Raw genomic sequence first — 19,952 nt, 5'->3', positions numbered from 1 at the left:
CAACAGCGTATTGCGGCCAGCCGCCCGGGGGGCGGCCGGCCTCGGGCATTCCTTACTGACCGCGCATGCGGCCGAGGAAGCGGGTCTGGTGGTTGCCCATGTGCGGCAGGCGGATCTTGCCGATGGCGGTGATGCGCTCTTCGGCCATCCGGTCGGCGGCCTTGTAGGTCGGGATGCCGTCGCGGGTGGCGATCTGGAAGATCTTGCCCAGGTTGTAATAGATGGTGCGCATCATGCGCATCGCACGTTCGCGGTTGTAGCCGTCGATTTCCAGCGAGACGTTCATCAGTCCGCCGGCGTTCACCGCGTAGTCGGGCGCGTACAGGATGCCGCGCGCCGCCACTTCGTCGCCGATCGCGTCGGTGGCGAGCTGGTTGTTGGCTGCGCCGCAGATGACCTTGCACTTCAGGCGCGGCAGGGTCTTCTCATTGACCGTGCCACCCAGGGCGCAGGGCGAGTAGATGTCGGCCGGCACATCGTAGATTTCATCCAGCGCGACGGCTTCGCAGCCGAACTCATCCACGCAGCGGCGCACCGCTTCCTGGTTGATGTCGGTGACCCACACCTTGGCTCCCTGCTCGCGCAGCAGCTTGACGAACTCCATGCCGACGTGGCCCACGCCCTGGACGGCATAGCTGTACTTGCCCACGTCTTCGTTGCCGAACTTGACGTTGAGCGCGGCCATCAGACCCTGCAGCGTGCCGAAGGCGGTGAAGGGCGAGGGGTCTCCCGAGCCGCCGTGCACCTGGTGCACGCCGGTGACGAACTCGGTTTCCTTGAGCACATATTCCATGTCGTTGACGTCGATGCCGACGTCTTCAGCCGTGATATAGCGGCCGTTCAAGGAATTGATGAAGCGGCCGAAGGCGCGGAACAGGGCTTCGGACTTGTCCTTGGAGGGATCACCGATGATGACCGCCTTGCCGCCGCCGAGGTTGATGCCGGACACCGCGGCCTTGTAGGTCATGCCGCGGGAGAGACGCAGCACGTCGTTGAGGGCTTCCTGCTCGGTCTTGTAGGACCACATGCGCGTACCGCCGAGCGCAGGGCCCAGCACGGTATTGTGAATCGCGATGATGGCCTTCAGGCCTGCGTCCTTGTTGTGGCAGAAAACGACCTGCTCGTGGCCCGTCTGAGCGAGGGTTTCGAAAATCATCGACGTGCTACTCCGGTGTGGAGACGCCGGCGTTGCATGGCCGCGATCGCGATTTCCCCGGCGACCACGCAAGAACTGGCGCTAAGTGACTGAGAGAATTACGAAAGTGTCGGCGTCTGCGAGAAGGGGCGGACGCCGGCGGCGCGTAGTGTAGCCCCGCGTCCGGCTGGACGACAGTCCGGCCGGGGCGTGTAGCCGGGAGGTGGCACTTTTGGAAACCTTTCCCCGGTGCCGGCAGGGCGCCGGGGGATGCCCGGGCCCGGGGCGTTCAGTTGACGGCGGTCTTCGGCGGGTGGCCGGCCGGCGCCTTCGGCTTGTTCGGGCGCACTTTGTCGCGCGCAGTCGGTTTGGCGGGGCCCTCGACGGTGCGCAGGGTGATGTTGTCAAACCACACCGAGCCCCCGTCGATCAGCATCGCCGCGACACTGATCTTGTTGGTGCCCAGCGGCACCTCGGCGACCACTTTGACCGGGGCCCAGGCGGAATCGCCTTTGCGCAGCTCGGTGCGATGCTGCGAGATGATGCGCGAGCCGGCGAGGAAGGTCATCGAGAGAACCGCGCCGGCGTCGCCGACGCCCTGGGTTTTCAGCAACCCGGCGAGCTCGACTTTCTTGCCGACCATGTCTGGCACGTCGACGGTCTGCTTGAGCGATCCGAACGCATTGACGTGCGTGCGTTCGATCCGCGCACTCTGCTTGCCCGCGCCGGGCTCGTCCTTGGTGAGGCTCATGACGTAGGAAGGCGGGCCGGCATGCACGATGGTCAGCCACTCCGGCACGCCTTTCTCGCCCGCCGGCAGTTCGAAATCGCCGTTCTTGAGCGGAAGGTCGGCCGCGGCAGCAGCCAGGGGAAGCAGGGCGGTCGCCATCAGGCAGGTGAGTAGCGCGGGGGCAAGGCGGTGACGGGCCATGGTCAGTTTCCGATGGGCAAGGCGCCCATGATAGCGATCTGCGGGGCGCGTGTTGTCCGGACAGCGCGCCGGAGGCGCCGCCACCGCGCGCATTACAATAGTGGGCATCCTGTCTCAGCGATTTCGGGCAAACGATGAGCACTCCTGCCAAGCTGGTTCCTGCGCACGACCTGTCTGCCGAAAAGGGTCCCCTTCGCTTCGTCACGGCGGCCAGTCTCTTCGATGGTCACGATGCGGCCATCAACATCATGCGCCGCCTGATCCAGGGGCAGGGCGCCGAGGTGATCCACCTGGGTCACAACCGCTCGGTGGAGGACGTGGTTCGCGCCGCGCTGCAGGAAGATGCCGACGCCATCGCCTTGTCCTCGTACCAGGGCGGGCATGTCGAGTACTTCAAGTACATGGTCGACATGCTGCGCGAACGGGGGGCATCGCATATCCGTGTGTTCGGTGGCGGCGGCGGGACGATCACGCCGGAGGAGATCGCCGAGCTGCAGCAGTACGGTGTCGAGCGCATCTACCACCCCAACGACGGCATGCACATGGGACTGGTGGCGATGATCGAGGATGTCATCCGCCGTGCCCGCAACGGTGCCGATGCGCGCGATACGGCGATGGGCCGGCCCAGCGTCGAGGACGAAGTCTCCGTCGGCCGCGTGCTCAGCGCGATCGAAGAGGGCGAGCTCGACGAAACCGAGCTGGCGCGCCTGCGCAAGGAATGGCAACTGGCGGGCGCCAAGGTGCCCGTGGTCGGCGTGACCGGCACCGGCGGCGCCGGCAAGTCCAGCGTCGTGGACGAATTGCTGCTGCGGTTCCTGCACGCGTTTCCCACGATGCGGATCGCGGTGCTGGCTGTCGACCCGACGCGTCGCCGCTCCGGCGGTGCGCTGCTGGGTGACCGCATCCGCATGAATTCGCTGCGCAGTCCGCGTGTGTACATGCGCTCGATGGCAACGCGCCGCCAGCACGTGGCCACGAATGCGGTCCTCAAGGATTGCATCGCGTTCCTGAAATCGCTGGGCTACGACATGGTGATCGTCGAAACCGCCGGCATCGGCCAGAGCGATTCGGAAATCGTCGACCTGGTCGACTTCCCGACCTATGTGATGACCAGCGACTACGGCGCCGCCAGTCAGCTGGAAAAGATCGACATGCTCGACTTCGCCGAGCTGGTCGTGCTGAACAAGTTCGACCGCCGCGGCGCGGAAGATGCGCTGCGCGACGTGCGCAAGCAGTGGAAACGCAACCGGGTCGCTTTCCAGCTCAAGGACGAGGATGTCCCGGTATACCCCACGATCGCCAGCCAGTTCAACGACCCGGGCGTATCCTGGATGTTCGTGAACCTGTGCCGCCTGCTGCGCGACAAGCTCAAGCTGTCTGCGGAAACCTGGACACCGGCCCTCGACACGAGCCTCAGGGAGCCCCGCGCCACCGTGCTGATTCCCGGGCAACGCGTGCGGTACCTCGCCGAGATCGCCGAACAAGGGCGTGGCATCAATTCCGATATCGAGCTCCAGGCCGACGCCGCGTCCAAGGCGCAGAGCGTCTATCACGCTCTGCGCGAACTGGCGGACCCCAGGCTGCCGCGCGAGCTGGACCTGTACGCGCCGGAAGACGTCGCGCCCGGCGTGCGCGAGGGAGAAGAGCGTTCCGTCATCCTGCTGCGCCAGCGCTACAACGAAGCGGTGAAGTCGCTGTCGGCCGAGGCAGTGACCCTGTTGCGCGAGTGGCCGGCACGCTACCGCTCGGTGACGGACGAGGTCAATGAATACCAGGTGCGCGGCAAGACCATTCGCGTCGAGAACTACGTCGAATCCCTGTCGCACCAGAAGATCCCGAAAGTCGCGGCACCGACCTGCCGTGACTGGGGCGACCTGCTGAAATTCCTGATGCGCGAGAACCTGCCCGGTGAGTATCCGTACACCGGCGGCGTCTACCCCTATCGCCGCACGGGCGAGGATCCGATCCGCATGTTCGCCGGCGAAGGAACGCCGGAAAGAACCAATCGCCGATTCCACTACCTGTCGGTGGGCCAGAAGGCGGCACGCCTGTCCACCGCCTTCGATTCCGTCACCCTCTATGGCGAAGACCCCGCGCCGCGCCCGGACATCTACGGCAAGATCGGCAACTCCGGCGTGTCCATTGCGACGCTAGACGACATGAAGAAGCTGTATTCCGGCTTCGACCTGTGCGCCGCTTCCACCTCCGTGTCGATGACGATCAACGGGCCGGCGCCAATCATCCTGGCGATGTTCATGAACACCGCCATCGACCAGCAGGTGGAAAAATACCTGCGCGCCGACACGGCCCGCTGGGAGGCCGCACGCGAGAAGATCAGCGAATTGTTCCGTGACGGCGAGCGCCCGAGCTATTCGGGCATGATGCCCGAAGGCAATGACGGGCTTGGCCTGGGCCTGCTGGGCGTGACCGGCGACCAGGTCGTCGATGCCGAAACCTACGCGGCGATCCGCGCCGAGACGCTGGCCACGGTGCGCGGTACCGTGCAAGCAGACATCCTCAAGGAAGATCAGGCTCAGAACACCTGCATTTTCTCCACCGAGTTCGCCCTGCGCATGATGGGCGATATCCAGCAATTCTTCGTCGATCGCAAAGTCCGCAATTTCTATTCCGTCTCCATTTCCGGCTACCACATCGCCGAGGCCGGCGCGAATCCGATTTCCCAGCTGGCGTTCACGCTGTCCAACGGATTCACGATCGTCGAGTACTACCTGGCGCGCGGGATGCACATTGACGACTTCGCACCGAACCTGTCGTTCTTCTTCTCCAACGGCATGGATCCGGAATACACGGTCATCGGCCGCGTCGCCCGCCGCATCTGGGCCCGTGCAATGCGTGAACGCTATGGCGCCAGCGCGCGCAGCCAGATGATGAAGTACCACATCCAGACTTCAGGCCGTTCGCTGCATGCGCAGGAAATCCAGTTCAACGATATCCGCACGACCCTGCAAGCCCTGTACGCGCTGTTCGATAACTGCAATTCGCTGCACACCAACGCCTACGATGAAGCGATCACCACGCCCACGGAGGAGAGTGTGCGCCGCGCGGTGGCGATCCAGCTCATCATCAATCGCGAACTGGGGCTCAATTTCAACGAAAACCCCTGGCAGGGCAGCTTCATCATCGAAGCGCTGACCGACATCGTCGAAGAGGCTGTCTACAAGGAGTTCGAGGCGATCAGCGAGCGCGGCGGCGTGCTGGGCGCCATGGACACCATGTACCAGCGCTCCAAGATCCAGGAAGAAAGCCTGTACTACGAACACAAGAAGCATGACGGAAGCCTGCCGCTGATCGGCGTGAATACCTTTCTGCCGCGTGACCATGGCGGCGAGATCGCCACGACCATCGAGCTCATCCGGTCCACCGAAGAGGAAAAGCGCCAGCAGATCGATAACGTCCGCCGGTATCAGGAAAACCGGAACCGCTTCGCTGGCAGCACGGCGGGCGCGCTTGGCGCGCTGCAGCAGACGGCGCGCGATCGTCGCAATATCTTCGAGGCGCTGATGGAGGCGGTGAAGTACAACTCCCTGGGCCAGATCAGCCACGCCCTGTACGACGTCGGCGGCGAGTATCGCCGCAACATGTGACCGCTGCCCCCGGGCGGGTTTAGACCCGCCCGGTTTCTTCACCCGTCGCTCACACTTGCCAAAGTCCGTACCGCAGGCGTCCGGGACTATTTCCAGAACGCGCAACCCTGTCACAATGGGGGCGCCGGGCATCCGGCTGCTCGGTTCCGTTGTAGATCAGTACACATCGAGCGAATTTCGTCGTACCGTTGTGGCGGCTCCGGGCACGGCCTATCCCGCGGTGGAACTGGCGCATGGGAATCGAGTTCACTGGGCGTCCCATTGAGATTCTCCTCGTAGAGGACAATCCGGGCGATGTTCGTCTCGTTGCCGAAATGCTCAAGCAGGCGAAGTTGCTCAATCGCCTCACCGTTGCCGAATCCGCCGAACAGGCGTTGATCATCCTCAACCGGCAGCAAACGTACGAGCATCATCCGCTGCCGGACCTGATCCTTCTCGACCTGATCCTGCCGGGCATGGACGGGCTGCACCTGCTGGAGTGCATCAAGCAGGACCCGGCGCTGGCGCACATTCCGGTGGTGGTCATCACCCAGTCGTCGAACGAGGCAGATGTACGCCGCGCCTATGACGCCTATGCAGCCTGCTACGTGCGCAAGCCGCTGGAGGTGGACCAGTTCCTCGGCGTCATGCAGAGCGTCGGGCATTTCTGGCTGAGCGTGGTCAGTCTGCCCAGTGGCGCGACGACGCATCCCGACGACATTCCGGTCCTGCTGGTGGAGGACGAACCCGGCGACGCACGCCTGGTTCGCGAACTGCTGCGCGAGGTGGAGCCGCGCTACCAGCTCAACTGGGTCAGCAGTCTTTCGGCCGCGCTGGAGGAACTGGGGCGTGCCCGCTATGCGGCGGCACTGACCGACCTTGGACTGCCCGATTCCCAAGGACTGCAGACCTTGCGCATGCTGGTGCAGGCGGCCGAGAGCGTGCCGATCGTGGTGTTGTCCGGGCGCGATGATGAAAGCACCGCCTTGCGCGCCATCCAGCTCGGGGCGCAGGACTACGTCGTTAAGGGGCGCGGCGACGGCAATCACGTCGCGCGGGCGCTGCGCTATGCCATCGAACGCAAGCTGGTGCAGGAACACCTGGAGTTCGTGGCCAGTCACGACAGCGTGACGGGCCTGCCAAACCGGCGTCGCTTTATCGACACGCTGCGCCAGTTGTTGCCTTCGGTTCGCCGGCAGGGCAGCGCCGTCGCCATCCTGGGTATCGCGCTGGTCGGATTGGGCGCCGTCAATCAGAGTTTCGGCCACGACGTCGGCGACCTGGCCTTGAAGGCGGCCGTGGGAAGGATCCAGCGGCTGATGCCCGAAGGCACCGTGCTGGCGTGCACCGGCGGAGCCGAGTTCGCGTTGGCCTGCGGCGATCGCGACGCGGTGAGCCAGGCATCGCTGCTGGCCGAGCAGCTCCTGGATGCCCTGCGCCTGCCGTACCGGGTGGGCGAACACGAATTTTATCTCGGCGCGAACGTCGGACTGAGCTTGTCACCGGGCGATGCGGACGAGGCAACGGCCTTGCTCAAGTGCGCAGAGACGGCGTTGTACCAGGCGCGCCAGCTCGGCCTGAACACGCTCTATTTCTATTCGTCCGATCTCAACCAGGCCTTGCAGGAGCGCCTGACGCTGGAGCGGGAGCTGCGGCACGCGCTCGTGCGCGACGAGCTGGAACTGGACTTCCAGCCCATCGTCAACGGCCAGGGGCGTGTCGTCAGTGCCGAGGCCCTGGTGCGCTGGAACCACCCCGTGCGCGGCCGGCTGTCGCCGGACAAATTCCTGCCGCTGGCCGAACAATCCGACCTGATCCAGATGATCGGCCACTGGGTCATGCACCGGGCCGCGTCGCTGGCCAGCCGCTGGCACGTCAGGACCGGCAAGCCGCCGAGCGTGGCGATCAATGTGTCCGCCCGGCAGCTCGAATCGGGTGGGCTGGTGCAGGAGGTGCGTACCGTTTTGCAGCAAAGTGGATTAAGCTCGGATCGCCTCGAACTGGAACTGACGGAAACCGTCATGCAGCGACCGGAATCGCGGGCACTCCTGGACGAACTGCGTAGCCTCGGCGTTGCGATCGCGATCGACGACTTTGGCACGGGTTTCAGTTCGCTGTCCTATCTCAAGGCCTTTCCGGTCGACGTGATCAAGATCGATCGCAGCTTCGTGACGGACGCGACGACCGACTCGCGCGACGCCGTCATCGTTCGCGCCATCATTGCCATGGCGCATATCCTGGGAATCGAAGTGGTTGCCGAAGGCGTCGAGACGGAGCGGCACCTGACCGTGCTTTGCGCACTGGGCTGTAATCGTCTGCAGGGGTACTACATCGGCAAGCCTGAGTCCGCCGAGCGCTTTGTGCAACGACTGGCTGCCCAGGAATGAGTGCCCAGGACGCGGCAGTTCCACTCTCCGGCAGGGAAACAGCGACGCGACTCGCCCAGGTGCTCGCGGTCGTCGTCGTGGGGCTGGCGATCCTGGGATTGCTGGCTGCATTGTCGATCAAGGATGGCCTGGTGCCGTCGCCGCCCGCCAGCTTCTGCCTCGCCCTGGTCGGCGCATCCCTGTTTTTGCAAGCCCGTGGCGGGCGTCGTGCAGCCTGGCTGTCGGTACCGGTACTGGCGGCCGCATTGATCGTCGCGGGACTGACGCTGAGCGGCCAGTCGGACGTGCTGCGCCGCGGCCTGCCCTGGCTGGCCCGCCTGCCGGTCAATGCCGCGATTGGCCTGGCGGGGACCGCCACCGCACTGTGCCTGACGGCGCATCCCTCGCGTCGCGCACGGGTGCAACTGCTGATCATGCTGTGCGCTGGCGTGGCGCTGGCTTTGGGTCTCTCCGGATTGTTCGGGCGCCTGATGGGCATCGCGCCGGATGTCGGCTGGTCGCTCCGGACAAACGTGTCATTCGCCAGCAGTGTGGGTCTGATGGCGGCTGGACTCGGCATCATGGCGCTGGTGAACGCGCGCGTCGAACGTCGCGACCACGACGTCAGCGGCCACGTCGGTGGAATTGCCGCCGCCGCCGTTTTCGCCATCAGTCTGGGTGCCACCTTGCTCGTGTGGCAGGCCAGCGTGTCCACGCATCTGTCGCGCCAGCGCCAGGCCTTCGAGTTTGCAGCGGATCAGATGGCCGATACGATCCGCGACCGCCTGCTCAGCTACCTGGACATCCTGCACGGCGTGCAGGGCCTGTTTGCGGCGTCTGAACGGGTGGAGCCGGACGAATGGCGCCGCTTCATCGAGCGCCTGGACCTTGGCGTGCGCTATCCCGGTGCGGCCTCGGTCGGATTTGCGCCACGTGTACCCGCGGCGGCACTGGGCAGCTACCTGAAGGCACAGCAGGCCATCAATCCCGCATTTCGCGTGTGGCCTGCCGGCGAGCGGCCGGAGTACTACCCGCTGACGTTCGTGGAGCCGATCGGTGTACAGCAACAGTCGCTGGGATATGACCTGTCTGTCGATCCCGTGCGTGACGCAGCGATCGCGCACGCGATGGGTCGGGACGAGGCCGCCCTGACCGGCAAGCTCGATATTCCGACGGTCGGGGGAAACGAGCCGGGTTTCGCTGTCTTTGTCGCACTGCGCGGCGGTGGCCGCGACGAGGATCTGCGGGCCATGGAGGGGGTCGCCTATCTCGCTGCGCGGGGATCAGACTGGATGAAGTGGATCCAGGATGATGCGCGCGATCTGCTGCACGTCCAGATCTTCGATGGCGACGCGGTCGATCCCGCGCGTCTCCTGGCGGCAGACACCTTGCTCGTCGGCGACCTGCAGGGCAGTGCCTTGTCGACAACACGGCGCCTGACCTTCGGCAATCATCCCTGGACCGTCAGTATGCAGGCGACACCGGCGTTCATGCTGGCCAACCAGACGTCGGGGCCCTTGTGGGTGCTGAGCGCCGGGCTGGCCTGCAGCCTGATGCTGTTCCTCATCGCCTGGCTGCTGGCGGGTGCACGTTCGCGTGCGCTATCGATTGCAGAGCGCATGACCACCGAGTTCCGGCGCAGCCAGCACGCTTTCCAGGCCGTCGCCGATACGGCCAATGATGCGATCGTCACTGCCGGGGCCGATGGGCGTATCCGGTACATCAATCCGGCGGCAGAACGGTGCTTCGGATGGCCGGCGGCGGATCTGCAGGGAAGGGAACTCACCGTACTGATGCCCGCGCGCGACCATGAGGCGCATCTGCACGGTATGGCCCGCTACCTGGCCACCGGAAAGCCCGTCGTGATCGGCCGTACCATCGAGCGGCACGGCATTCGCCGCAATGGCGAGGAATTTCCGATCGAGATTTCCATCGCCTCGTGGGAGAGCGACGATGGCATGTACTTCACGGCCATCGTGCGCGACATCACCGAACGCCGGCGTGCACAGCAGGCGCTGGAACTGCATCGCGTGGAGCTGCAACGGTCCAATGCCGATCTGGAGCAGTTCGCCTATGTGGCATCGCACGACCTGCAGGAACCGCTGCGAATGGTCGCCAGCTACGTCCAGCTGCTGTCTCGCCGTTACAGCGGAAAGCTCGACCAGGATGCCGACGACTTCATACGGTTTGCGGTCGACGGCGCCACGCGGATGCAGCAGCTGATCGATGACCTGCTGACGTATTCGCGAATTACCTCGCGTGGTGATCCGGCCAGGATCACCAGCTCTGCCGCCTGCGTGGATGCGGCCTTGCGCAATCTCTCGGCGCGCATGCTGGAGACGAAGGCGTCGGTGCACATCGGCTTCCTGCCGGAGGTGAAGGCCGATCCGGGCCAGATGACACAACTGTTCCAGAACCTCGTCGGCAATGCGCTCAAATTTCATGGCAACCAGCCGCCCACGGTGAACATCGATGCGGAGCGTGACGGTGATTGCTGGCGCTTCTGTGTTCGCGACCAGGGGATCGGGATTGATCCGCAGTATGCCGAGCGTATCTTCGTGATCTTCCAGCGCCTGCACTCGCGCCAGGAATATCCGGGCACTGGCATCGGCCTTGCGTTGTGCAAGAAGATCGTGGAGCGGGCCGGCGGACGCATCTGGGTGGAATCGCAGCTGGGGCAGGGCGCCCGCTTCTGTTTCACCCTACCTGTCGTTGAGGAGAAGTCGGCATGACCACGCTTGATGGCCGTCCGGTGGAGATCCTGCTGGTGGAGGACAACGAAGGCGATGTGCGCCTGACGCGCGAGGCCCTGCGCGAGGGCCATTTCTGCAACCGGCTGAGCGTGGTCGGCGACGGCGTACATGCCCTGGATTTCCTGTATCGCCGCCCGCCGTACCAGGAAGCGCCGCGCCCCGACCTGATCCTGCTGGATCTGAATCTTCCGCGCATCGACGGCCGTGAAGTGCTGGCAGAGATCAAGTCAGACCCGTCACTGCGGCGCATCCCGGTGGTGGTCCTCACGACGTCCCGGGCGGAAGAGGACCTGGTGCGAACCTACGACCTTCATGCCAACTGTTTCATCACTAAGCCGGTGGACTTCGACCAGTTCATCCAGGTAGTGAAGAACATCGAGAACTTCTGGTTCACCATCGTCGTGCTGCCGCCGTGACCGGCGGCCAGCCACGCCGGCGCTATCCCTGGCGCTGCATATAGACTTCCTCGTAGGGCTGCACCACGACCCAGCCCGTGCCGGAGAACTTCAGCTGGATGGATTCGCCGGACCCACGGCCGATCAGCGTGCCCAGGGAAATGTTGGCGACCACATCAGGGGTGAGCGAACCGGACCACGCGACGGTCGAGTTCGGATCCGTGAATACCGCCTGGCCGGGCTTCACCGGCAACGCCAGCGGCTCGTAGTGGCAGCTGATCGCGACGATGCCGCGGCCCGACAGCCGGATATTGAACAGGCCACCGGAGAGCATCCCGGCGACCTTGCGCATCATCGTGATTTCGTTCGAGATGCCGTCCTCGAAGGCCAGAACGTCATTGCCGTTGACCACGATCGATTCACCGGCCAGACGCAGCAGCAGGATCTTCTTGCCGCGGTCCGCCAGATATACGCGCCCCTGGCCTTCCATCTTCATCAGCCGCGTGCCCTCGCCGGACACGGCCTTCTTGAGCAGATTTCCCAGGCCCTGCTCCAGCATGCCCTGGCGCACGAAATTCACCGCGCCGCGGTACGCGACCATCGACCCGGCCTTGGCCCAGACGCGGCCGTTCAGCTTCACTTCCAGCATGTGCGGGCTTTCCAGCTCGAAGGCGTCCTGGCTGGCGTCCTTCTGCTGCGAGGCGGCGAGGAATTCGTTGACGTTGCGTATGGTCAAGACGGTTCTCCGGTGGGCAGTCACCCTATGGTGGCACAGCACCGATTGACGGTGCAGCGTCGGTTGGGGAGAGTGTGCGCGGGGCCTTCCGGGAGATCTCCATGCGTCCGCTGCGCCGATTTTCTGCCGTGGTGCTGGTCCTGCTCATTGCATGGCTGGCTGTTCAATGGCTGCAACTGCTTCCGCGGGTGACGGACGAGCAGCGACGTCAGATCGCGGCGCTCTCCTATACACCGGGAAATGTGGATGATCCCGGCAACGCCTATGCGGCCCTGTGGACCATCCAGTATGCCGTGGACACGACAGAGGCCCTTTCGGTGGCCCGCACGGATGTGGCACAGGTGATGCGGGAGCACACCCAGGGCCGGGCAATTACGCTCAGCGGCGCACGGGTGGCGGGCCAGGAGCCGGAGAAACTCGATGACGCCGAAAAGGCTTCCTTATGCGGGGACCGGAAAGTCGGATGCCTGGGGTTCGTGCGCGAGCATCGCGATGCGGCACGACAAACCCTGCAGGCGCACTCGGCTTACCTGGCGCGTATCGCAGCTCTTGCGACCTATACGTCGTGGCGCAATCCCATGCCGGCGGCGGTGGATGCGCCGCTGCCCCTGGTCCCGGCAGGCGAAATCCGGCGGCTGGCACTCAGCGCGGCCGCATTGGACTTTGTCGAGGGACGCCATGCCGAGGGACTGGACGCGGTATGCCGCTTCGCAGCGACGTGGCGGCGGCTGCGCGACGACACCGACGCCCTGATTGTGGACATGCTGGGCACGGCGTTTGTTGCCGCGTCGGCAAGGCTGTTCGCTGACATGCTGGCGGAGTTGCCGACCACTGCCGAAATGCCTGCCGCCTGCGGAGCGGCGTTCACACCGCTGCAGGATGCGGAACTGGAGCAATGCGACGAGATCCGCGCTGAATTCGCCATGATGTCCGACGCGGTGCTGGATGCCGAACGCGGTGTATACAGTGATACGCCCGCGTGGGGCGAACGGATTGCCAGGCGTTTCATGAACCGTCAACACGTCATCGCGCATATGGCGCCCTCCTATTTCCAGTGGTGCGACGTGCGACACCAGCAACGCCTGCGCGAGCGCAGACCGGCGACGGCAGGGGTTCCTGCCGGGTGTTCCCTCGGCGAAAAGGTGTTCAATCCCGTGGGCTGCGTGATCATTGGTATCGCCCCGCCGGATTTCAGTCGCTACTACGGCCGGGTGCTGGACCTGGACGCTCTGCTGCGGGCGACCTCGACCCTGTTGTGGCTTCGCCGCCAGCCGGGCGATGCCGCGTCGCGGTTGCATGAGCGCCCCGCGGAGTTGCGCGACACCACCGGCACGCTGAAATGGCGCGACAGTTATCTGGAGGTGACGATGGCAACACTTCTGGAAGGCGATGAGGTCGTGCGGCTCCCGATGCCGGGTTCCCGACTGGCGGCTGCGGTGCCTTCGGCGGTGGCGCCGGAACCGGTGTCACGACCCGTGCATTGACCGGCAGCTGGCGTCGCTCACGCTGCGGCCGACGTACGGTCCAGGAAACGGGCCACCGCGCTGGCGATCTGCCACGGCATTTCCCGGTGGGGAACGTGTCCGCAGCCGGGAATGAGCCAGACTGTCGAAGGCCCTGCGGACTGCGTGCTGATACGTTCGGCGTGCCGGGTAGTGCCAAATTCGTCTTCGTCGCCATGGATGGCAAGCATGTGGCACTGAACGAGTGCCAATGCCGGATCCAGTTGCCACGACGCGAATGACGGTGCCAGCCAGGTGTCGATCCAGGCGTGAAGCACCCAGCCGGCCTTGTCGCCGTGGTACTTCGCCAGACGTGCGAGCTGTCCGTCCTTCGCGAAGGATGTCTTCGCCGAAAGAATGCCCACCACCGTGCGGTCTTCGACAAAGGCCTGCGTCGACTCGGTAATCAATGCTTCGCACTGGTCAGGAAAGGCGCCCGCGCAATGCGTCGCCATCGCACCGCCGACGCTGTGGCCAAACGCCACGAACCGGGAAAAGCCCAGGTGGCGTGCAAGCGCCGGCAGCGCGTATTGCGCTTCCTGGGCCATGAACTGGCCATCCAGGATTCCCGGGTAGGCATCGGACTGCCCGAAACCCAGGCGGTCATAGGCAATGACGCGGCGACGGGTTGCGGTCGCGAGCTGCGCGGGAAAGTCCCGCCATAGGGCGACACATCCCAGCGAGTCGTGGAACAGGACGACCGGAGCGAGCGTTTCGTCGTTCCTCTCGCCGTACCAATGACGTGCGAACAGGCGACCTCGGTCGGTGGGAATAAGGAACGTATCGTCCATGCAGTGCAGCCGCGCGTGCCTCAGCCTTCCGCCAGCTTCCGCAGGATGTTGCTGGTGGCCGCATCGGCTGGAAAGAACGACTCGATGGCGACTTCCGCCAGCGTCACCGCCATCGGTGTGCCAAAGACGGTGGTCGTGCCGATGAAAGACAGGTCGCCCAGCGCGGTGCGCAGTCGGAACGGAACGACCATGGCCGGCCGCTCGACCGTTGCGTGATCCGCCTGCGACGCCCCTGCCGGGGCCGGGTAGGCGGCCAGTTCCGCATGCAGGGCATGCAGGACGGGATCCGCCGTGACCGTTGCCTGCTGCTCCAGGCGCAGGAGGATGTGATCCTTCCACTCGTGGAAATTGATAATAGCCGGCGCAAGCCCTTCGGGGTGCAGGCTCAGGCGCAGCACGTTGGCGGGCGCCTGGAGCAACGACTGGGAAACACCCGTCAGCAGCGGTGCGACGGCGCGGTTATGCGCGATCAGATGCCAGTGGCGGTCCACGGCGAGTGCCGGATAGGGCTCGTGCCCGGCCAGCACGAGGTCCATCGCCTGGCGCGCCGCTGCGAGATCGGGGTCCTCCAGCGCCGGCTGCGGAAACGCCGGCGCCATTCCGGCAGCCAGCAGCAACGCATTGCGTTCGCGCAGCGGCAAGGACAGGTGTTCGCACAGGCGTAGCAGCATGGCCCGGCTGGGCAGGGAGCGTCCGGTTTCCAGAAAGCTGAGGTGGCGGGACGACATCTCGACCTTGCAGGCGAGGTCAAGCTGGCTCAGGTGCCGGCGCTGGCGCCATTCGCGCAGCAGCGGTCCAACAGTGGCGGGTTGGGACATCGATACCTCCGGGGCGCGCCCGACGATCGCAGACAGGCAGTGGTGCGGACGATAACCCGTGCCGCCGTCACGATCCTATTACCTCTCACGTAATTGCGCCGATTCCCTCCGAATCCGAGCATGTGCCGCAGATTCCACGAGGAGACGACCATGACGATCACGAACTTCCTACGCCACCCGAACTTCCTGCGCTACGTGCTCTGGGTCGACGGCATTGCCGGACTGGCAATGGCGGCGTTGCTGATATTCGACGCGGCGCCGATTGCCCGCCTTACCCAGTTGCCCGCGACGCTGCTGCAGTCGGCCGGCATTGCCTTGCTCCCGTTCCTGGCGCTGATTGGCTGGCTGCTCAGTCGTCCCGTGCCGCCGAGGACGGGTGTGATGGTCCTCATCGCCGGCAATGCGCTGTGGGTGGTCGACAGCGTATTGCTGCTGGTTGCCGGATGGGCGACGCCGAACGCGCTCGGTTACGCCTTCGTCATTCTGCAGGCGGTCGCTGTCGGCGTGCTGGCCGAGCTGGAGTTCGTCGCGGTGCGGCGTACGCCGATGGCGCCGGCCGTCGCCGGATGACCGCAAGCCCCATCCGTTCGGCAGGTGGCGGCGGATCTTTCCGTGCCACCTGCCAGGACCGGGGGAGCTACTGTGCGATCGCGGCTTCCCCCTTGATCAGTTTGCGCGAGCCGTCGGGGTAGAACGCTTCCTCCAGGGTCACGCCCCCGTCCGGGGCAAACTTGCGGTGGCGCGTCGGGCGGCCCTCATCGTCGTAGGTGTATTCCTCGGCGCGGACGCCCTTCTCATCGAACCGTTCCTCCCGCGTGCTGCGGGTGCCGACAAATTCCTCGCGCACATGGAGGACGCCGTTGTCCCGGAATCGCTCCACCGTCGATTTTGGCGAGTCCATCACGGGCTCGCGCACCAGCCGCTGCTTGAGCTGGCCATTCATGTACCACTCGCTCGCGGCCACCTCGAAACCGTCCTCGCGCACGGACTGGCTGGCCACTTCGCCCGACTCGAAATACTTCCGGATGGTCACGCGCTTGCCGGTTCGCTCAAATGACTCCCTGCGGCGCCCCTGTGCATCGAAGCTCTCACCGGCTATCGATTGGCCGTCGCGGTAGGTGCGGTGTTCCGTGCGGCGGCCCGACGCATCGATGAGATCGACTTCCGCAGGCTTGCCGTAGCCACAGTAGGCGCGGTCCTCGCTCATCACCGACTGATCCGCACAGCGCAGGTCGTGCAGGGTACCGTCGCGGTTGTAGGCAATGGCCGCGGCCGCCTGAGATCCGGCCTTGGCGTAGAACCGCAACGCCGATGGACGGCCGTCCGGATAGAAGTTCTTCAGCAGGCCAATGCTGGAACCGTTTTCATAGCGACCTTCCTGCTTGATCTGCCCGCCCGGATAGAATTCGCGTGCTACACCTTCCGTATTGCCGTTGGCGTTGACCTGCCGCTCCGAGATCGAGCCATCCTCGCGTGTCGTGCGGTCGAGCCCGATGTGGGTGCCGTCGCGAAGCTCCCGTTCCTGCCAGAGGGTTCCATCGTCGCGGTAGCACTTGAGGATTCCGGTCTTGCCGGCCGTGGTGGCGCCATTGTCGGGATTGACGTCGATTCCGTTGATCTCGCAGCGCCGCGCGGCGGCGGCACCAGACATGCTCATGCCCAGCAGCAGGGTGGCAAGGATGGTCGTGCGGCGCATCGGAGCAGCTCCTTGAGTAGAGGGCGGGGCCATCGGGGGCGCAATCGGTTTTCACAGCCTACAACGTTGGGCGGCGATACTTCCGAACGGATGAGGCTGCTGCCAGGCCTGTCGTGGCCAACGGTGATCGCACGGGTCGCACAACTTCGCTAAGGTGCGCAAACCGACTGAGCGGAGGTGTGCCGTGACTGGAACATGGGCTGTCTGCATGCGTCGTCTTGCGGGTTTTCTGGTGTGCATAGTGTGTTTCATGAGTGCGCTGGTCCACGCCGCACCGGTGCGCTGGACCTTGTCCGACGTGCGGTTCAATGATGAGGGCACCGTCAGCGGTTCGTTTGTCTTCGATGCATCAACGGGCAGCCTGTCGAGCTGGAATGTCAGCGTTGCCGGTGGAAACGTGGCGGCCTTTCCGGCGTTGTCCTACACCAGCTCCAACGGTTCGGCGGCACTGGATACGAGCCTGGGCAATCCGCTGCCCACGATAGTGTTTTACCTCACGGGATCATTCCGGCAATTGCGTGTAACGCCGAATGTCGCCCTCACGAACGCCGGCGGCACGGTCGCACTGAATCTTGAGACCGCCTTCGGCGGCAGCGGCGGGGGGAATGCTTCAATTGCAACCCGTTCCGCCGGATCGTGTCCGGAAGCGTGACGGGCGTACCCGTCAATGCGTTTGAAGTCCGGCCGGGGATCACCGGGAACTGGTACGACCCGGCCCAGAATGGCCACGGTTTCCAGTTGGAAGTGTTGCCGGGCGGCATCGTCACGGCCTTCTGGTTCACCTTTGATAACGCCGGCAACCAGGTCTGGATCAGTGCTGCGGGACCGATCACGCAGAACCGCGTCGTCATGAACGTAAACCGGGCGTTGAACGGGCGGTTCCCACCGAATTTCAATCCGGCCAATGTGACGGTTAGCGCCTGGGGTACCTTGACCTTCACCTTCACCGATTGCGACCACGGCTCGGTGAGCTGGGCATCGACGGACCCCGCGTTCACCGCGTCAGGAACCATGACGCTGGAACGCTTGACCCGAATCGACGGATTGGCCTGCGACTAGGCGTTACGGCGTACCCGCGTCCCACGCGAACGGTGACGGCGCGCCGTCACCGTCGGCCCGTTTCACCTGCTCGCGGATCACATTCCGTCGCTGACCGAAAGTTTCTCCGTGGGTTCTCGTACTCCGTTCCGGTGCCGCGCGCAGTGCGCCACCCCGTCGGCTGCAATGGCGCAGCGGGCGGTGTGACCCAACGGAGAGAACCATGAAGATTGCCATTCAGAAGCCGCTGGCGGCATTGATCAGCGTGCTCGTGCTGTCGGCCGGCGCGCATGCGGCGTCGTCCGACGGCCAGTCACCGGATATCGTCGTCTTCGGCGGCGGCAAGACGGGCGCCACCGCGGCGCCGGTCAACCGTGACGCGTCCGGAAACATCGTTGTATTCGGTCCGGGTGCATCCGGTACCGCCGTCTACCCGAACCCGACCGCGGATATCGTGGTGTTCGGGCCGGGGCGCTCCGAAGCTGCTGCGCCCGTGGACCGCTCGAATATCGTCGTTTTCGGTGCCGGTTCCGGCGCTGCCGCCAATCCGGCCGATCGTTCGAACATCGTGGTGTTCGGCCCGGGCGTGGCCAGTCCGGCTGATCCCTCGAACATTGTGGTGTTCAAGCCGGGCATTACCCCTGCGGCCTTGAGCAAGGGGGATCTGATTGAATTTGCGCAGGCGTTGTTGGGCAATCAGTTGAGCGAAGCGCAATCCGATGAGTTCATCGGTCGTCTTTCTGCTGATCAGCGCGACTACGTGCTCGCGGCAATCCAGGCGCTGAAGGACGGTGCGCTCGAAGCGCAACTGACGGACCGTGCGCGCAATGAAAAAGTCGGCAATACGGTGATGGCGTGTGATCCGGCAGCGGCTCCGGCTTGCTGGAAACAGGGAATTCAGGCAGAGGGCGGTTCAAATGGAGGGCCGCGAGTCAGTGCCGTCGGTTGGACCCGGAACCTGACCGTCTGCGACGGTAATCCCGACGACAACGACTACATCTTCATGTTCCGCATCAATTCCATGGATCCGGATCGCCTGCGCTGGCAGGTCGTCGACGACTGGGCGCTCGGTGGCATCCTGAAGTTGCGGCAGGATGCAGACGGTTTCAGTTCTCATGGATACAACAATAACGAAGCACGCGTATGCATGGGCGACTTCACGGTGTTCCTGGCCGGCGGCCCGGAAGCGATCATGCGGCAGCTGCGCCTGTACAACCGTTAAGTCGTAGGTTCCGCAAGGTACGCGAACCGGCAGCCCGTGCTGCCGGTTGCCATTCGTGAGGTTGCCGGAAATGCGCATTCTCCGGGCGAATTCCGCTCCGCGGACAAACTGGCGCCGGACTGCGTACTGCGACCTGACGCCGCGTGATCTGCGCGGCGCCGCCGTCGACAAGGTGTCGTTCGGCAATGTTCGAAAAACGGAGATGTGTATGAAAAATGTTTTCCAGAAGCAACTCCCGGCCGCTCTGGCTGTGCTGGTGCTGGCGTCGGGATCGGCTCTGGCGCAGCCGGAAAAAGCGGTGGATTCCGCTGCGGCAGAGGTGTTGATCGTGGACGCGGGTGCGGCGGGCGCCCTGTCTGAAAAGAATCTCATCGCGTTTGCCCGTGCTCTGGTGGACAACCGGATCACCGCCGAACAGGCCAGCGCGTTCGGTGCGAAGCTGACGGCAGAGCAGCACGAGTTAGTGATTGCCGCCATGCAGGCGATCGCGGAAGAAGGTGTGGAAGATACGTCTGCCGCAGCGAATGCCAGCAAGAAGATCGGCAATACGATTCTCGCCTGTGATCCGCACGCTGCGCCGTTCTGCTGGCGTCAGACGGTAGAGGAAGACAATCGGCGTGATCGGCCCCTGACTAACGCGGTGGCGTGGCTCACGCACCCGACGATCTGCGACGATGGCGATGCCAGCGACATCGACTACATCTTCGTGTTCCGCATCAACTCGAACAATCCGGACGCGTTGCGCTGGACGGTTGTCGATAATGCCCGCGTCGCCTATGTGTTGAGCTTCAGGGGCATCAACGGCGGCTTCAATACCTACGCCAATAACAATATGGAAGCGCGCTTCTGCGTCGGTGATACGACCGTTTCCTGGGCGGGTGGGCCGGATGCGATTCTCCGCGCGCTGCGGATGTACGCGCGCTGACAGGTGAGAATACTGCGGTTGTTGTAGCAGGCTGCCGGCATGGGCTCATGCCGGCAGCGG

16 protein-coding genes are annotated in these 19,952 nt (G+C 64.5%); 10 read left to right on the top strand and 6 right to left on the bottom strand.

Annotated features, from left to right (window positions below):
* Positions 1–52: 52 nt before the first annotated feature.
* The gene (locus N4264_RS18985) at positions 53–1,156 is read right to left on the bottom strand and encodes a Glu/Leu/Phe/Val dehydrogenase dimerization domain-containing protein (RefSeq protein ID WP_261693805.1); all 1,104 of its coding nucleotides are present in this window, start codon (positions 1,154–1,156) and stop codon (positions 53–55) included.
* Positions 1,157–1,424: 268 nt separating this feature from the next.
* The gene (locus tag N4264_RS18980; RefSeq protein ID WP_261693804.1) at positions 1,425–2,159 is read right to left on the bottom strand and encodes a hypothetical protein; all 735 of its coding nucleotides are present in this window, start codon (positions 2,157–2,159) and stop codon (positions 1,425–1,427) included.
* A 41-nt stretch (positions 2,160–2,200) separates the two neighbouring features.
* Between N4264_RS18980 and N4264_RS18975 the strand changes: the two genes are divergently transcribed.
* The 4 genes from N4264_RS18975 to N4264_RS18960 all read left to right on the top strand — a co-directional run bounded on the left by N4264_RS18975 (position 2,201) and on the right by N4264_RS18960 (position 11,185).
* Positions 2,201–5,671, top strand: a complete 3,471-nt coding sequence (locus N4264_RS18975; protein ID WP_261693803.1) for a methylmalonyl-CoA mutase family protein — start codon at positions 2,201–2,203, stop codon at positions 5,669–5,671.
* A 233-nt stretch (positions 5,672–5,904) separates the two neighbouring features.
* Positions 5,905–8,037, top strand: a complete 2,133-nt coding sequence (locus tag N4264_RS18970) for a putative bifunctional diguanylate cyclase/phosphodiesterase (RefSeq protein ID WP_261693802.1) — start codon at positions 5,905–5,907, stop codon at positions 8,035–8,037.
* The gene (locus N4264_RS18965) at positions 8,034–10,748 is read left to right on the top strand and encodes a CHASE domain-containing protein (protein WP_261693801.1); all 2,715 of its coding nucleotides are present in this window, start codon (positions 8,034–8,036) and stop codon (positions 10,746–10,748) included. Before N4264_RS18970 ends, N4264_RS18965 begins: the two co-directional genes overlap by 4 nt.
* Positions 10,745–11,185, top strand: a complete 441-nt coding sequence (locus N4264_RS18960; RefSeq protein ID WP_261693800.1) for a response regulator — start codon at positions 10,745–10,747, stop codon at positions 11,183–11,185. The genes N4264_RS18965 and N4264_RS18960 overlap by 4 nt, the downstream gene beginning before the upstream one ends.
* 22 nt (positions 11,186–11,207) lie before the next feature.
* On the opposite strand, the gene N4264_RS18955 is transcribed toward N4264_RS18960, so the two are convergent.
* Complete coding sequence (locus tag N4264_RS18955; protein ID WP_261693799.1) at positions 11,208–11,900, bottom strand: AIM24 family protein; 693 nt, start codon at positions 11,898–11,900, stop codon at positions 11,208–11,210.
* A 101-nt stretch (positions 11,901–12,001) separates the two neighbouring features.
* On the opposite strand from N4264_RS18955, the gene N4264_RS18950 reads away from it, so the two are divergent.
* Positions 12,002–13,384 (top strand): hypothetical protein, encoded by a 1,383-nt coding sequence (locus N4264_RS18950; protein WP_261693798.1) that lies wholly within the window; start codon positions 12,002–12,004, stop codon positions 13,382–13,384.
* 17 nt (positions 13,385–13,401) lie between these two features.
* On the opposite strand, the gene N4264_RS18945 is transcribed toward N4264_RS18950, so the two are convergent.
* A complete protein-coding gene (locus N4264_RS18945; RefSeq protein WP_261693797.1) occupies positions 13,402–14,193 on the bottom strand; it encodes an alpha/beta fold hydrolase in 792 nt (263 codons plus the stop codon).
* A 20-nt stretch (positions 14,194–14,213) separates the two neighbouring features.
* On the bottom strand, positions 14,214–15,011 hold the full coding sequence (locus tag N4264_RS18940; protein ID WP_261693796.1) for a helix-turn-helix domain-containing protein: 798 nt from the start codon (positions 15,009–15,011) through the stop codon (positions 14,214–14,216).
* Positions 15,012–15,161: 150 nt separating this feature from the next.
* Between N4264_RS18940 and N4264_RS18935 the strand changes: the two genes are divergently transcribed.
* The gene (locus N4264_RS18935) at positions 15,162–15,581 is read left to right on the top strand and encodes a hypothetical protein (RefSeq protein ID WP_261693795.1); all 420 of its coding nucleotides are present in this window, start codon (positions 15,162–15,164) and stop codon (positions 15,579–15,581) included.
* 67 nt (positions 15,582–15,648) lie between these two features.
* Here N4264_RS18935 and N4264_RS18930 read toward each other — a convergent pair whose 3' ends face one another.
* A complete protein-coding gene (locus tag N4264_RS18930) occupies positions 15,649–16,707 on the bottom strand; it encodes a toxin-antitoxin system YwqK family antitoxin (RefSeq protein ID WP_261693794.1) in 1,059 nt (352 codons plus the stop codon).
* Positions 16,708–16,957: 250 nt separating this feature from the next.
* Here N4264_RS18930 and N4264_RS18925 point away from each other — a divergent pair, with 250 nt between their 5' ends.
* From N4264_RS18925 to N4264_RS18910, 4 genes are all read left to right on the top strand, one after another.
* Positions 16,958–17,359, top strand: a complete 402-nt coding sequence (locus N4264_RS18925) for a hypothetical protein (RefSeq protein WP_261693793.1) — start codon at positions 16,958–16,960, stop codon at positions 17,357–17,359.
* A complete protein-coding gene (locus N4264_RS18920; RefSeq protein WP_261693792.1) occupies positions 17,356–17,766 on the top strand; it encodes a hypothetical protein in 411 nt (136 codons plus the stop codon). Before N4264_RS18925 ends, N4264_RS18920 begins: the two co-directional genes overlap by 4 nt.
* Positions 17,767–17,968: 202 nt before the next feature.
* Positions 17,969–18,967: a hypothetical protein gene (locus N4264_RS18915; protein WP_261693791.1), complete on the top strand. Its 999-nt coding sequence runs from the start codon at positions 17,969–17,971 to the stop codon at positions 18,965–18,967.
* Positions 18,968–19,037: 70 nt separating this feature from the next.
* A complete protein-coding gene (locus N4264_RS18910) occupies positions 19,038–19,892 on the top strand; it encodes a hypothetical protein (RefSeq protein WP_261693790.1) in 855 nt (284 codons plus the stop codon).
* Positions 19,893–19,952: the final 60 nt, after the last annotated feature.

Origin of the sequence: Tahibacter amnicola, from assembly GCF_025398735.1 — a bacterium.
GTDB classification, from domain to species: Bacteria; Pseudomonadota; Gammaproteobacteria; order Xanthomonadales; family Rhodanobacteraceae; genus Tahibacter; species Tahibacter amnicola.
Note: the sequence above shows the minus strand (reverse complement) of the source record. Positions and strands in the feature narration are given on the sequence as shown.